The organism is Brevibacillus sp. SYP-B805 (genome assembly GCF_011059135.1).
Lineage (GTDB): Bacteria > Bacillota > Bacilli > Brevibacillales > Brevibacillaceae > Brevibacillus_F.
The window spans coordinates 90483-105848 of record NZ_JAALGD010000008.1; the positions used below are offsets into that span (position 1 = coordinate 90483).

A 15366-nucleotide genomic window follows, 5' to 3' on the forward strand; every position below is an offset into this window, starting at 1 on the left:
CCTCTCCCTTTCGAAGTTGAATCAACAGACATGTCCCTAACGCTTAAATGCAGACGCTCCATCATCGACGCAGAATACATGCCCGTTCATAAAGGATGCATCGTCACTGGCCAGGAAAGCGACGACCTTCGCCACTTCCTCCGGTCGGCCGGCTTTTCCACGCATTTGGGCGCGCTGAATCTTGTTCCATGTTTCCGGGTCCTCTTTCCACGCTGCAACAATGCCGGTGTCAATCAGTCCAGGAGCAATACCAACCACCCGTATGCGATACCGGGCCAAATCCAGTGCGGCCGATCTTGTCATGGCAACGACGGCGGCCTTGCTGGCGTGATAGGGGAAACAGCCGCGATCGGCGATAAACGCGTAGATGGAAGCCGTATTGATGATGACCCCGCCCGTTTCTTTCATGGCGTTGCCGGCCGCTTGGATCCCAAAGAAAACGCCATGCTGATTGATGCCAACAACGCGATGATATTCATCGGGCGGAACGTCCAGCACGTTATCACGCTGTTTGACAGATACGCCGGCATTGTTAAACATGATGTCCAGTTTGCCGTACATGTCGATGGTTCTGTTGACGAGATGCTGCACACTCTCATAAGACGATGTATCCACGGTTACAAAACTGGCTTCTCCCCCTTCCTCCCTGATGGTTCGTACCGTTTGCTCGCCCGATGGCGGATTGACATCCGCTACGACAACCTTTGCGCCCTCCCTGGCGAACTCTACAGCCGTTGCACGACCAATTCCGCTTCCACCGCCGGTAACAATCGCTACTTTGTTGGCAAACCGCATGTTCATCCCTCGTTTCCATTTCTGATTGACCGGAAGACCAGTCGCCCATCGCTTGGCTTGGCAGCGGTCATCTTATACTAACCGGTTGGTATGGATGTATGTTGACCATTTCAGCGTCCATTTCCGATTGGCTGCCGCAAAGGGCACTCTATTCTCACCGTCCCTGGAAAGCTCCCTTTGCGGCAGCCTGCATGTTATTGCTGAGCTGGAAGGGGAATCTGAACGTATTTGCCGTCGACCATCGTTGTGGCTTTCGGTTCGGTTATGAATCCGCCGTTTTCCGTGATCCCTTTCGCCAGCAGCGGAACGTTATCATCCGAAAGCTGTTTGCAGGCGTCATTGATTTTCGCGCGTATGGCAGAGGCATCATCGGTTGTTCCCGCCAGTTCCATCGCTTTGGCGAACACCTGCATCGCCATGTAATGGTACGCGGTTTCGGAGGTGGGGATTTTGTCGGCACCAAATCTCTTTTTGTAGCTGTCGACGAATTTTTTGGTTCCTTCTGTCGGGTACAGGTAAGCGGGATTGACTCCAATAACTCCTTCCAGCAATTTCAGATCTTTCAAAATCGGTTCCATTTCTTCCACTTTCGCCTGATCCATGACGATAAACCCGCCGTGAAATCCTTGATCCCGCGCCGCTTTGATCACAAGCGCCGTCGGTTGGGAAGCCCCGCCGACAAACAGAACATCGGGCCCGCCTGCAAGCGCTTTCGTAACAGCCGGTGCGAAATCGCTCTCTTTGTTGTAATCAACCGGGTTTTCCGCTACGATTTCGCCGCCCAGTTCGGTCCACGTCTTCTTGAACAGCGCTGTCCAGTCTTTCGCATATTGATGGGTACCGGGAACCAGCGCCACCTTTTTGCCAAAGCGCTTCATCATTTCTTCCGAGAATGTTTTCGGGTAGGTGTCATAGCGGGGAGGGATTCGGACGGTTAACGGGTTGTTGGTTGCGGTTACTTTCGGTTCGCTCGTATACGCGGCGATCAAGAATTTTTCCTGCACGTTGAAAGTTTGCAGCGCAAACACGCCGCCCGAATGCGGGGTAAAGATAATGGTCGTATTGTTTTCCGTTTTGAGGCGTCGGGCATTGGTGGCCGTTTCGTTCGGTTGATACTTGTCATCCAGCGCTGCCAGTTTCAGCTTTACCGTTTCATTGCCCACCTTGATGCCGCCGGCATTGTTGATGTCATCAATGGCCATTTGCAGCCCATCCAACGTGTTTTTTCCGTATAGTGCCGCGCCACCGCTCTGCGGTCCGGACCACCCGATGCTGATTTCCCTGGTTAGTTCGCTGCCGCCGCTGCCCACTGAGGCGGATTGGTTGCCGCACGCCGTGGCACAGAGCAGAATGGCGGCAGCTGATAAGGGAAGAAGACATTTCCACGTTCTTTTCATGCAATCCTCTCCTTTTCTGTTCGTTTTCTTCGATCACTCCTTCAGGCACCAATGTATGCCCGTTTCACCTCCTCATTGTTGCGCAGCTTGCTGCTGGAACCTTCCAATACGAGCCGCCCGTTTTCGATGAGATAGCCGCGGTGCGCGATCTGCAGAGCCGCATAGGCATTTTGTTCTGCCAACAGTACACTTGTTCCATTGCGGTTGATTTCGGCGATTGTCTCAAACATTTGTTCCACGACAAGCGGGGCAAGTCCGACTGAAGGCTCATCCAGCAGCAGCAATTTCGGCTTTGCCATTAAGGCGCGTGCTATGGCAACCATTTGCTGCTGGCCTCCGCTTAATGAACCCGCCGCTTGATCCTTTTTGTCGTACAAAATCGGAAACAATTCAAAGATCTGCTTCAACATACGCGCGGTTCCCGCTTTATCCTTCCGGTGTACGTAGCCGCCCAGGATCAGGTTTTTTAACACCGACATGTCGAGAAACAGTTTTCTGCCTTCGGGGCATTGGGCGATCCCGGCTTTTACGATCCGGTCCGGCGACCAGCCCCCGATCGATTGGCCCATAAAATGAATGTGACCTGTCGATGGCTGCAAGAGTCCGCTAATCGTACGGAATATGGTGCTTTTCCCCGCTCCGTTCGCCCCAAGCAGCACGACGAGTTCTCCTTCGTTCAGGTGCAGGTTGATGGAATGAAGCGCTTCGTAGCTGCCGTACTTGACGGAAACATCAATCAGTTTGAGCATGATGTGCGCCCCCCAGGTAAGCCTCGATCACCGTTTCATTCCGGCTGATTTCTTCCGGTGTTCCTTCCGCAATCTTCATCCCCTGGTTGAGGACCATGATACGGTCAGCAAGGCTCATGATCATCTGCATCTTGTGCTCGATAATACAAACCGTCAGACCCGCTTCCTTCATCTTTCTGATGAGAGCGGCTATGCCGCTTGTTTCATCGGCGTTAATGCCCGCCGCAGGTTCATCCAAAAGCACAAGCGTGGGGTCGGTAGACAAGGCCAAGGCGATGGCCACTCGTTTTTGCGCTTCTTGCGAGATGCTTGCAACCGGACGATCCGCCAATTCGGGGAGCCCTACAAACTCGAGCGCTTTCATTGCCTTCTCCCTGCATTCACGTTCTTCTTTCCGATACCTGTTGGTACGCATGACGGCATCCCACAGCCCGCTTTTGGTCCGCAGACGATGACCGATGATCAGGTTGTCGATCACGGTTGCCTCCGCAAAGAGTTTCGTCGTTTGAAAGGTGCGAGCCACCCCCATTTTTGCCATGGTATAAGGCGGCTTATCGGTTACATCCTTTCCCTGCAGCAGCAATCTGCCGGAAGTTGGTTTATGGAAACCGCTGATCAAATGGAAAAAGGTGGTTTTCCCCGCCCCGTTCGGCCCGATAATGGCTGTGATCTCGCCTTGCTTGATGTGAAAATCGACTGCATGGACAGCCGTATTTCCGCCGAATCGTTTCGTCAATTTCTCCGCTTTCAGCATCATTCTCCCCCTCCCGCAAGGCTTTGATCATGAAGCACCGACCGTTCTACCGCCTGCTTCTGTGTCAATGGCTGCCCCAATCGCCGCTTGTGCATGAGACGGGTAAGTGTGCCGATAATGCCATACGGGAGAAACAATACGAGAAGGACGAGAACGGGACCGAAAATGATCATGCGATACTCTTGCCAGGACTGCAGCCATTGCATCAGGATCATGACCAGCGCCGTTCCAACCAATGGCCCCCAAAGCGTTCCGATTCCCCCAACCAGAAGATAGAGCAGCATGTCGAACGAGTGTTCCACGGAGGCAATATCAGGTCCAAGGAAGCGGATATATCCTGCATATAAAGCGCCAGCCAAACCGGCCAGGACCGTAGAATGGACAAAGGCGATGATTTTGTTGCGCATCACATTGATGCCGAGCGCCTCCGCCAGTTCTTCGCTGTGCCGAATAGCGATGAATGTTCTCCCCACCAGGGAATGGATAATCCGGTGGTTGACAAACATCGTGAGAACAAGGAAAAACAGCATGAGGTAGTACTGGGATGTCATGCTCGCAAATTCAAACGAGCCGATTTTCGGAATCGGAATCCCCAGTAATCCGCGAACCCCCTCGGTCAACGATTCCCATTTTTCGATAACCAGCAGAAGGACCACTCCGACGCAGAGGGAAAAGATCGCAAAATAGTGCCCCTTTAAGCGAAGCGAGATCATTCCCGCCACACTGCCGACAAGTCCTGTTACCAGAACGGCGATCACAAGGGAAGGGAGAAACGGCATTGCCGCTTTTGTCATGAGAAGACCGAATGTATAAGCCCCAATGCCGAAAAATCCGGCATGGGCCAACGACAACTGTCCCGTATAACCGGCGATGATGTTCATGCCGTTGACGACAATGGTCCAGATAAACACCTTGACGACGATATCAAGATAATAGGGATTGGAGGTGAGCCAAGGAATCGCAGCGGCTAACAGAAGCAGTACGGGTACAGCCAGTTTGGAAGCCCTGTTGAAGGCAGCGTGCCGTCTCATGTTAGCGGGCCTCCTTTGCGAACAATCCGGTCGGTTTCACCGTCAAAATGAGGATCAGGATGACAAATGCCACCAAATCCTTGTACTCACTGTTGATATAAGTGCCGGATATGCTTTCCGCCAGTCCCAGTATATACCCCCCTATGACGGCACCGGGGATACTCCCCATCCCCCCCAGGACAATAATGACAAACGCTTTCAGATTCACCATCGCGCCCATGGAAGGATAGACAAGGTTAATCGGCGCTGCCAAAGACGCGGCTGCTGCCGCAAGCCCGGCCGCAATGCCAAACGTCAGCAGGGATACCTTGTTTGCATCGATGCCGACGAGGAAAGCTCCTTCCCTGTTTTGCGCCATCGCTTCGATGGTAGATCCGATCACCGTTCGCTTCAGGAACAGGTTCAGTCCGATCATCAGGATGATCGCGGCAACGATGATGATCACCCGTTGCTGCGTGATCGTGACGCCGAATACGGAAATGACCTCTCCGTAGGGGGAATCAAGGCGGCGGTAATCCGATCCCCACAGCTTTCGGGCCACCGCTTCCAGAAACAGCATCACGCCGACCGCAGCAATCATCGAGTTGATATGGGGGGCGTTGTGCAGCGGCCGAAACACCAGTCTCTCCAACAGCATCCCGATGAGAAACAGCGCTGCCACCGAGACGAGTATGGCAGTCCAATAGCGAAACCCGTAGATGGTCATCATCCACAATGTCAAGTAAGCTCCGAGCATATACAGGTGACCATGAGCAAAGTTTGGCAGCTGCATAATTCCATAAATCAAGGTGATTCCGAGGGCTACGAGACTGTAAATACTGCCGAGCACCAAACCATTCACGATCTGTTGAAAAAACAGCTCCATCTCCATCACCCCCAGTGGCATCGTTCCGAATCCGAAAATATCCGGAATCTTCTTACGCTTTACTCTTTGCTTCTTCCGCCAAGACCCGCCGGAGGATTTTCCCGACCGCCGTTTTCGGCAGCGAATCGCGGAATTCAATGATTCGCGGCACTTTAAATGCGGCGAGGTGCTGGCGGCAATAACTCTCGATTTCCTCCGGTGTGGCATGCTGTCCTTGTTTTAGAACAACGAAAGCTTTTACCGTTTCCCCCCTGTACGCGTCGGGCACGCCGACCACCACCGCTTCCTGGACACTGGGATGCGTGTAGAGAACCTCTTCAATTTCGCGGGGATAAACATTGTATCCACTCGCGATGATCAGATCTTTTTTGCGGTCCACGATATAAAAGAATCCATCTTCATCCACTCTTGCCAGGTCACCGGTATAGAGCCAGCCGTCCCGAATGGCGTGAGCGGTTTCCTGCGGCATGTTCCAATACCCCTTCATGACCTGCGGACCACGAATCACCAGCTCCCCCACTTCGCCGATCGGAAGGGTTCGGGTTCCGGTCAAATGATCGACAATCCGGGCTTCCGTTCCGGGTAGCGGTATGCCAATGCTTCCCGGTTTCTTGGTTCCGTTGCGTGGACTGGAATGCGTGGTTGGAGAAGCCTCAGAAAGCCCGTATCCTTCATACATGTTGGCACCCGTTTTTTGTTCAAACGCATGCATCAGCTCAACCGGAAGCGGGGCGGATCCGCTGTTGCAAATCCGAATCGCGTCAATCCCGTACTGTTCGGCGCCCGGATAAGCATTCAGGGCGACGTACATGGTGGGGACGCCGGGAAAATAAGTCGGTCGATGTTCCTTGATGGTCTGCAACACCTCGAGCACGTCGAACCGCGGAAGGAGGATGACGGTCGTCGCGGTCAGGACACCCAGATTCATCGCGCAGTTCATCCCGTAGACGTGAAACAGCGGAATCACGGTCAGGATTTTGTCTCCCGCCGTAAGCGGATCTTCACTAGCGTGTGCGTTGATTTGCTGGACATTGGCTACCAGATTTCGATGGGTCAGCATGGCACCCTTGGAACGGCCCGTGGTCCCTCCCGTATATTGAAGGACGGCTATGTCTTCCTCCGGATTGATCGGTTCATCCGGTACCGGGCTGCCCGAAGGAAGGAAGTCTTCCCATCTGACCGCATTTCCGGCAAGCTCCAAGCTGGAGGGAGCAAACGACACGACGATAACCTTTTTCAAATTTTCATAACCTGCCAGATGACGGACTCTGGCATACAAGTCAGCAAAAACAAACAATACCTCAGCGCCGGAGTCTTGCAGGACAAACTCAATTTCACGCTCGGTATATAACGGATTCAGCTGCACGACAACAGCTCCCCGGCGGAGAACCCCATAAAAGGCGCTGACAAACTGCGGACAGTTCGGCAGCATGATGCCGACCCGGTCGCCTTTCCGAACACCGGATTGATACAGGGCTTCCGCTACCTGGCGTGTCGATGCTTGCAATTGCCCGTATGTGATGCGCTGTTGATAAAAAATGATCGCCGTACCGTCTTTATATTGTTCCGCTGTCCGATCAAGCATTTCCGGCAGTGACATCAGGTCGTAGGTAAACGCTTTCCCTTTGACATAACTGACACCATCAAAAACCGTTGTATCCGACATGAGGAAACCTCCCTTCCCCTGTAATCAACGCTTCTCTGCCGCGGTTAGACAAGCTGCGGAAAGTGCCCGTTCCGACTTGCAACCGATTCCTGCAATGCATGGTAAGACCGGGGCAGCATCCTTAAATGCCGCCGCGTACGTAAAGGACCTGCCCTGTAATAAAGCTTGACTCTTCGGAAACGAGGAACAGAACCGCATTGGCGATATCAATCGGTTTCCCTGTTCGGCCCAAAAGGGAACGTTCGGCGGCAGCCTTCTTCAGTTCTTCAAAATCGATGCCCATTCTTTCCGCCGTTGCCTTTGTCATATCGGTCTCGATGAATCCGGGCGCTACTGCATTCACATTAATGTTAAACTTCCCGAGTTCAATGGCCAGCGTTTTGGTAAAACCTTGCAGCCCTGCTTTGGCAGTCGCGTAATTCAGCTGTCCCCGATTCCCCAAAGCGGAAGTGGAACTGAAGTTCACGATTTTCCCGTATCGTTGCGGAACCATGAAGCGCTGTGCTGCTTGTGTCGCGTAAAATGAGCCTTTTAAATGTACGTTCATCACGGTGTCCCAATCATCATCGGTCATTTTATGAACCAAATTGTCCCGGATTACGCCGGCATTATTCACCAGGATGTCAAGACGTCCGAACGTATCGACCGTTTTTTGCACCATCTCTTCTACGGATTGACGGCTGGTGATGTCACACGGGATCGCGATGGCTTCACCGCCTGCACGCCGGATCGCTGCTGCCGTTTCCTCGCATGCGGTGTGATTGATGTCTGTTACGGTCACTTTTGCGCCCTCTTCGGCGAGCCGCAATGCGGTGGCCGCACCAATCCCCCGGCCGGACCCTGTAATAATGGCTACTCGATCTTTCACTCTCATAAAATAAGCTCCTTTCGAGATCGATGTTTCGTCCCGCATCGTTTCGCGGAACGGAGATGCATGGTGATCGGGTTACTCAACGGGACATGCGAATTCCGCCTGACCGACGACGACTTTCTCTCCCTTCTGCGTAGCAGCCCACACCTCGCAGGTTACGACTTGTCTCCCCCCTTCCATGCGGGTGTGTTGAACGCGGCCTTCACATGTAATGACATCTCCCGGCCGCACCATGCCGGTAAAGCGGACGCCAAACTTCAGCAGATCACCTTCCGTGCCGATGGTATCCGTAAGCAGTTGCCCCACAAACGCCATTGTCAGCATGCCATGCGCGATCACTCCGCCAAGACCGGCTTGCTGGGCAAACTCCTCAACGGTATGAATCGGATTATAATCACCGGAAGCGCCGGAATACATGACCAGCTGCGTTTTTGATACGGCCGGCTTCACAAGCGGTCCAATCGTGTCTCCGGCTTGCCATCTTTTGTTCGTCATGTCCTTCCCCCTCCTATCCTCTGTAGATCACGATTGACCTTGCAAGAAACACCGTTTCTCCCGATTCGTTCATCCCTTTCTGCTCATAAACCAGAAACGTCATCTTCCCCAATTTCCCTTCCTTTTCATAGGCATCTGCCAATTTTGTCGAGCAGTACAACACGTCACCTGCACCGATCGGCTGTCGATATTCAAAATGTTGTTCCCCGTGGATCAGCCCTTCCCTTTTGAATCTCAGGCCCGGTATTTCCCCGTAGTCAAACGTTCGGCTAAACGTGGGCGGAGCGATGATCCTTCCGAAACGGGTGGTTTTCGCGTACGCTTCGTCCCGGTAGATCGGATTCGGGTCCCCGATCGCCTCGGCAAACTTTCGAATAGCCCCTTTTTCCACCTCATTTTTCACCGGTTGCGACTCGATACCGATAAAAGGTGCAAACAATTCCACACTCACCGAAACCCCTCCTGTCTTCCTTACTTTGATAGGCTCTGAGACAATATGGGCGGCGATTTCTTATATCGCGGTAACCCCTCCGTCAACAGCAAGGACTTGCCCCGTTACATAGGCGGAAGCATCGGATGCAAAGAACAAGGCGGTTCCTTTCAGGTCGTTTTCCCCTCCGAAACGCCCCATGGGGGTGCGTTCCAGAATCTGATCTCCAAACTTTTGCAGGAGTCCGGATGACATTTTACTGGGGAAGAAACCAGGGGCTATCGCATTTACGGTAATCCCCTGCCGCGCCCATTTGACGGCCAGATCACGTGTAAATGAAATGACGGCTCCCTTGCTTGCGTTATACCCGATCGCATTCATATAGCGCGGATCACTGCCGACCAAACCGGCGACGGACGCAATGTTGACGATCCGGCCGTATTGGCGTGCCGCCATTTCACGGCCAACCGCCTGCGACATCAAAAACAAGCCCGTTACGTTGACATGCAGGATTTGATTGAATTTTTCGAGCGGGTATTCCTCAACAGGGGCTCCCCACGTTATCCCGGAGTTGTTGATCAAGATGTCAATCTTGCCAAACGCTTTTTTGGTTTCCTCCACGACGCGCTGCACATCTTCCGGATTGGTGACGTCACACATTACCGACAAGCTGTTTCTGCCGAAACCTTTGATTTTTTCCGCCACCGCGTCACAAGCTTCTTTTTTGCGGGAGCAGACGACAACATCGGCGCCGGCTTCTGCCAGACCGATGGCGATTTGTTCGCCAAGACCGCGTCCTCCTCCCGTTACGATGGCCACTTTTCCGCTGAGATTGAAAAGATCGTAAACATGCATCGAAACCACCTCTCCTTTTTCCCGCGAAAGCAGATTGGCTGGAACCTTGTCGACATTGAAAGCGTTTGCATAACACTCGTGTCCGCCATACCTACCGGTCGGTATATTCAGGATAAAATTTTTATTATATTCATAATATATTGTATATTCCAGTTTGACATGCTACTAGCTGATTTCTTCGTGTTTTTTTGACAAGAATCACCATCCCGGTTCGCTGGAAACCTCCTTTATTCTTCAAACGGCCACGGCGGCAGCATCCGGTTCAGCCGTTTGTCGGAGCGATAGCCAAGGGCGTATTCTCCCTGCATGATGGTATGGATTTCACGGGTCCCTTCATAGATGACAGGTGCCTTGGCGTTGCGCAGGTAGCGTTCAACCGGATATTCATGGGAATACCCGTACGCCCCATGAATCTGGACCGCATCGTTCGCCGCCTCAAAGGCCGCATCACACGCAAACCATTTGGCCATGGAGGTCTCCCGGGTATTGCGTTTCCCCTGGTTTTTCAACCAACCGGCACGGTAGACAAGCAAGCGGGAAATATCCAGATTGACCGCCATTTTGGCAATCATCTGCTGCACCAGCTGGTGTCTGCCGATTTCCTTGCCGAAGGTTTTGCGTTCATGGCAGTATTTCACGCTTGCTTCCAAACACGCGTTGATCAGGCCGCAGGCACCAGCTGCCACGGTAAAACGGCCGCTGTCCAGCGCTGACATGGCAATCTTGAATCCTTCGCCTTCTTCCCCCAGGCGGTTTTCCGCCGGCACCCGCACATCCTCCAGGAAAACCTCTCCGGTGTTGCCGGCACGGATGCCGAGCTTACCCTTGATAGCCCTGGTCGTGACGCCGGGAAAGGTACGCTCCACGATGAAACAACTGATGCCGTCATGCCGTTTGTCCGGATCGGTTTTGGCAAAGATCAGGAAATGGTCGGCCACATCGCAAAGAGAGATCCACGTCTTCTGACCGTTCAGGAGATAGTGATCGCCGATGCGTCGTGCGGTCGTCACCATGGCGGCCACATCGGAACCGGCATTCGGTTCGGTCAGTCCGAAAGCGCCGATTTTTTGACCGCGAGCTTGGGGAATGAGATACGTTTCTTTTTGCCATTCGTTTCCCCATTGCAAAATCGTCATGCTGTTCAGACCGGTATGAACGGATACTGCGGTGCGAAAGGCGGTATCGCCCCGTTCCAACTCCTCGCAGACAATGGCCAGCGTGTTGTAATCCATCCCCGCCCCGCCGTACTTTTCGGGAATGCAGACGCCCATCAATTCCAGCTCGGCCAGTCTCTTCAGAATGGCCGGTTCAAAATGGCCGTTGGCATCCCACTCCTGAATGTAAGGATTTATCTCTCTGTCAACAAACGTGCGCACCAGTTTTCGGACAGCTTCCTGTTCCTCCGAAAGCGCGAAATTCATCATGCTGCATTTCCCCCTCCTTTCCTCTAAACCGCTGTCAGCACTTTTTTGAACTCTTCCGTCAAAAGAGGGACCACCTCAAACAACTCTCCCGCAATCCCGTATTCGGCCACCTGAATTTTTACATCCATTTAGAGATACTCCCGCTTCAGTTGGGCCGCGATGATGTTTTTCTGAATCTCCGAAGTCCCCTCGTAGATTTTGGTGATGCGTGCATCGCGGTAGAAGCGCTCGATCGGGTAGTCCGCAATGTAGCCGATCCCTCCGTGAATCTGGACGGCCTTATCCGCCACTCGGTTGTAAACCTCGGAGCCCAGCAGCTTCACCATGGCCGCTTCCTTGATCACATTCATCCCCTGGTCCACCATCCAGGCGACCCTGTACGTCAGCCAGCGCAGGGATTCAATATCCAGCGCCATCTCCGCCAGGTAATGCTGGATGATCTGCTGTTCGAGAATCGGCTTGCCGAATTGGACCCGTTCGCTTGCGAATTTTATCGACATCTCCAGCAGCTTTTCACTGGAGCCCAGATTGCGCGCCGCCAGGCCTGCTCGCCCGTTGGCAAGGATTTTCAGGGCGTTGACGTATCCCTTTCCTTCTTCTCCCAGCACGTTCTCTTCCGGCACTTCGCAATCTTCGAAAAAGATTTCGGCCGAGTGGGAGCCGCGCAGTCCCATCTTCTTTTCCCATTTGCCCACATGAAAGCCCGGAAAATCCTTCTCCACCAGAAAGGAGGTGATTCCCTTCGGACCTTTGGACGGATCCGTCACCGCCATGACGGTGAAAACATCAGCGATCGGCGCGTTGGTAATGTAATGCTTGCTGCCGTTTAACAGGTACTTGTCGCCTTTTTTGACCGCCGTGGTTTTCAGGTTGGTGGCATTGGACCCGGCGCTTGGTTCCGTCAAGGCAAATGCTCCGATCAGCTCTCCGGCGGCCATTCTCGGCAGATATTTTCGTTTTTGCCGCTCGCTGCCGATCTCCACGATCCCGACCGTACCGATTCCGGTATGAGCCCCGATTACCGTGGTAAATCCATTGTGGGTGCGGCCCAATTCTTCGTAGACAGCGCATTTGCCGATCATGCCGATGCCCAGTCCGCCGTATTCTTCCGGTATGCTAAGGCCGAACAACCCCATTTCTTTTGCCATCTCCAGAATTCGGGCGGGAATCTCGTCTTTCTCCTCGATTTCCATCGCAACCGGCTCCACTTCCTTCTCCACAAACTGGCGCACATGCTGCTTTAAGAGAGCAATGTCTTCCGGCAGCCGAAAATCCATCATGCTGGGATTGTCTCCTTTCTATCGGTTGCATTGCGATTCATTTTTGTATCAAGTCCTTAGCATTCTTCCAGCACCCTCTGGGCAATAATGTTTTTTTGAATCTCATTGGTTCCTTCATAGATCTTTGTGATGCGGGCATCCCGGTAGAACCTCTCCACCGGATATTCGGCGATGTAGCCCATTCCTCCATGTATCTGTACCGCCCGATCCGCTACTTTGTTAAACACTTCCGTCGCGAACAGCTTCGCCATCGATGCTTCCTTGATCGCTTTCCTGCCTTGATCGATCAACCATGCTGCCCGATAGTTCAAGGCTCGGGCCGCTTCCGTCTCCGTCGCCATTTCCGCCAGCATCCATTGAATGCCCTGGTTATGGCTGATCGGCTTGCCGAACTGCACGCGCTCCTTCGCATAGTTGGCTGACAATTCAAGCAATTTGTCGCACGATCCGACCGTACGGGCCGCCAAGCCGACCCGACCTTCCCCCAGGATTCTCAGGGCAGAGGCATACCCTTGCCCTACTTCCCCGATCACATTCTCTGCCGGCACTTCGCAGTCCTCAAAAATGATTTGCGAGGTATAAGAGCCTCTCAATCCCATCTTCTTGTCCGTTTTCCCCACGATCAATCCGGGGAAATTTCGCTCCACCAGAAAGGCGGTAATGCCGCTCTTGCTCCCTTTTTCCTTGTCGGTTACCGCAAATACCGTGTAGAGATCCGCAATCGGACCATTGGTAATGAAATGCTTCATCCCGTTTAGAATCCATTTGTCTCCTTTTTCCACGGCCTTGGTCGAGAGATTGGTCGCGTCAGAGCCCGCCCCCGGTTCCGACAAGGCGAAGCAGGCGATTTTTTTCCCTGTGGCCATGTCGGGCAAATACTTCTCTTTCAATGCTTCCGAGGCCAACTTCACCAAGCCGGTGCTGCCGATTCCCGTATGTGCCGTGATCAGGGAAACAAAGCCGTTGTGCGTTCTTCCCAACTGTTCCAGCAGTACGACTTTCTCCACCATGGAAAGACCGATGCCGCCATACTTCTCCGGAATGCTGATGCCAAACAGCCCCAGCTCCTTTGCCTTCTCCACCAGATGTGGCGGTATGGCGTCTTCCTCTTCGATCTGCTGGGCAACAGGATCCACTTCGTTTTCAACAAAATCCCTGACCATTTTCCGAATGTGCTGCAGCTCTTCCGATAGTTGAAAATCCATAGCGTCCTCCCGCGTGCATTCTGAAAGATCTTATAGCAATTCCAGCGCAATCGCCATGCCTTGGCCTCCGCCGACACACAAAGTGGCCAGGCCGTACTGTTCCCTGCGCCGCTTCATTTCATGGCACAGCGTGGTGATGATTCTGGCACCGGTTGCTCCCACTGGATGTCCCAGAGCAATCGCTCCCCCGTTGACATTCACACGCTCCGGATCCAGATCAAGTTGGCGAATGACCGCAAGCGCCTGGGCGGCGAATGCTTCATTCAATTCAATCAATCCGAAATCGGACAGCTTCATCCCGGTTCGATGCAACAGCTTGCGGACGGCTGGCACTGGACCGATCCCCATCACTTCCGGTGAAACTCCGGCACAAGCCCAGTCGACAATTCTGGCCACCGGTTTCACATCCAGCCGCGCCGCTTTGTCCTGGGTCATCAAAACCATGGCTGCGGCTCCATCATTTCGCCCGCATGCGTTGCCCGCCGTTACCGTTCCTCCCGGCTTGAAGGCCGGTTTCAAGGCAGCCAGCTGCTCCATGGATGTTGTCCGCGGAAACTCATCCTCATCAAAGCCAACCGTTTGTTTCTTCTGTGCCACCTCAACCGGCACAATCTCCTCCCGAAATCTGCCGCTTCGAATGGCTTCTGCAGCTTTTTGCTGGCTGCGCAGCGCAAAGGCATCCTGATCCTCTCGGCTGATCCCGTACCGCTCCGCCACATTCTCTGCCGTTATCCCCATCCCGAGGTGGGAACCGTATATTTCGTTGGGCTGCTGCCCATTCTCCAGATTCGAATCCACCAATACCGGATTCCCTTCACCAAACCGTGCATTGCGCAGATAAATGGGGGATCGGCTCATATTCTCAGCGCCGCCGGCCACGACAACATCGGCCTGCCCAACAAGAATCTGCTGGACGGCGGACGCAACCGCCTGCATCCCGGAGGCGCACAGCCGGTTGACCGTCATGGCGGTGGCCTTCTCCGGAATCCCTGCCCGTAATGCCGCCACCCTTGCCATATTGGAAGATTCTGTTGACTGCCGCACCTCACCCATGATCACTTCGTCGACCATATCAGCGGCAATGCCTGCCCTGCGCACCGCCTCTGCAATCACGATCGCTCCCAGGGTCCCCGAGGGAATATCTTTGAGCGTTCCGCCATATTTGCCGATCGCCGTCCGTACCGGTGATACAATGACAATCTCGCGTATCATTTCCCCGCCCCCATGATGAAGGTATTGTTCACACACCATCCCCCTTGCTGTATCTTATTTAGCAAGAATAATGCCAATGACTGGGACAACGGATGCGCCTCAATTCCAGCCATCAATCCCCCGCACTGATACAGGGTTTGTACGGGTGGACCCCTCTTGGAGAGGCTCAGCTCTTCCAGTCAGCCGGTAAAACGGCGGAGTTGTTTCTGCATCACTGATTCATTTTTGTATCGAACAGCTTCCCGCCCCATTTCCTCGGTCTGCCCAAGCGCTTGGCAGGTATGGGCGGTTCCTGCCCAACTCCGCCATGCAGTTAAGAAACTAAAAAAAGGCGCTT

At 53.5% G+C, this 15366-nt stretch carries 15 protein-coding genes; all 15 read right to left on the bottom strand.

Annotation, left to right across the window (positions count from 1 at the left end; genetic code table 11):
- Positions 1-36 precede the first annotated feature (36 nt).
- On the bottom strand, positions 37-795 hold the full coding sequence (locus G3578_RS11580; protein WP_165212785.1) for an SDR family NAD(P)-dependent oxidoreductase: 759 nt from the start codon (positions 793-795) through the stop codon (positions 37-39).
- Positions 796-989: 194 nt separating this feature from the next.
- A complete protein-coding gene (locus tag G3578_RS11585) occupies positions 990-2192 on the bottom strand; it encodes an ABC transporter substrate-binding protein (RefSeq protein ID WP_165212787.1) in 1203 nt (400 codons plus the stop codon).
- Between the two features lie 41 nt (positions 2193-2233).
- Positions 2234-2941 (bottom strand): ABC transporter ATP-binding protein, encoded by a 708-nt coding sequence (locus G3578_RS11590; RefSeq protein ID WP_165212789.1) that lies wholly within the window; start codon positions 2939-2941, stop codon positions 2234-2236.
- Positions 2925-3698: an ABC transporter ATP-binding protein gene (locus G3578_RS11595; RefSeq protein WP_165212791.1), complete on the bottom strand. Its 774-nt coding sequence runs from the start codon at positions 3696-3698 to the stop codon at positions 2925-2927. Before G3578_RS11595 ends, G3578_RS11590 begins: the two co-directional genes overlap by 17 nt.
- Positions 3695-4726: a branched-chain amino acid ABC transporter permease gene (locus G3578_RS11600; RefSeq protein WP_165212793.1), complete on the bottom strand. Its 1032-nt coding sequence runs from the start codon at positions 4724-4726 to the stop codon at positions 3695-3697. The genes G3578_RS11595 and G3578_RS11600 overlap by 4 nt, the downstream gene beginning before the upstream one ends.
- 1 nt (position 4727) lies before the next feature.
- On the bottom strand, positions 4728-5591 hold the full coding sequence (locus G3578_RS11605) for a branched-chain amino acid ABC transporter permease (RefSeq protein ID WP_165212964.1): 864 nt from the start codon (positions 5589-5591) through the stop codon (positions 4728-4730).
- 52 nt (positions 5592-5643) lie between these two features.
- A complete protein-coding gene (locus G3578_RS11610; protein ID WP_165212795.1) occupies positions 5644-7257 on the bottom strand; it encodes a long-chain-fatty-acid--CoA ligase in 1614 nt (537 codons plus the stop codon).
- Between the two features lie 121 nt (positions 7258-7378).
- On the bottom strand, positions 7379-8131 hold the full coding sequence (locus G3578_RS11615; RefSeq protein ID WP_165212797.1) for an SDR family NAD(P)-dependent oxidoreductase: 753 nt from the start codon (positions 8129-8131) through the stop codon (positions 7379-7381).
- 72 nt (positions 8132-8203) lie between these two features.
- A complete protein-coding gene (locus G3578_RS11620; protein WP_165212800.1) occupies positions 8204-8623 on the bottom strand; it encodes a MaoC/PaaZ C-terminal domain-containing protein in 420 nt (139 codons plus the stop codon).
- Positions 8624-8636: 13 nt separating this feature from the next.
- Positions 8637-9074: a MaoC family dehydratase N-terminal domain-containing protein gene (locus G3578_RS11625; protein WP_346774003.1), complete on the bottom strand. Its 438-nt coding sequence runs from the start codon at positions 9072-9074 to the stop codon at positions 8637-8639.
- Positions 9075-9134: 60 nt separating this feature from the next.
- A complete protein-coding gene (locus tag G3578_RS11630) occupies positions 9135-9908 on the bottom strand; it encodes an SDR family oxidoreductase (RefSeq protein ID WP_165212802.1) in 774 nt (257 codons plus the stop codon).
- A gap of 227 nt (positions 9909-10135) precedes the next feature.
- Positions 10136-11329 (bottom strand): acyl-CoA dehydrogenase family protein, encoded by a 1194-nt coding sequence (locus G3578_RS11635; RefSeq protein WP_165212968.1) that lies wholly within the window; start codon positions 11327-11329, stop codon positions 10136-10138.
- Positions 11330-11460: 131 nt separating this feature from the next.
- Entirely contained in the window at positions 11461-12609 is a 1149-nt protein-coding gene (locus tag G3578_RS11640; RefSeq protein WP_165212970.1) for an acyl-CoA dehydrogenase family protein, read from the bottom strand.
- A 59-nt stretch (positions 12610-12668) separates the two neighbouring features.
- Positions 12669-13817, bottom strand: coding sequence for an acyl-CoA dehydrogenase family protein (locus tag G3578_RS11645; RefSeq protein WP_165212804.1), 1149 nt, complete (start codon positions 13815-13817; stop codon positions 12669-12671).
- A 30-nt stretch (positions 13818-13847) separates the two neighbouring features.
- Positions 13848-15029: a thiolase family protein gene (locus G3578_RS11650; RefSeq protein WP_206529644.1), complete on the bottom strand. Its 1182-nt coding sequence runs from the start codon at positions 15027-15029 to the stop codon at positions 13848-13850.
- Between the last annotated feature and the right edge of the window lie 337 nt (positions 15030-15366).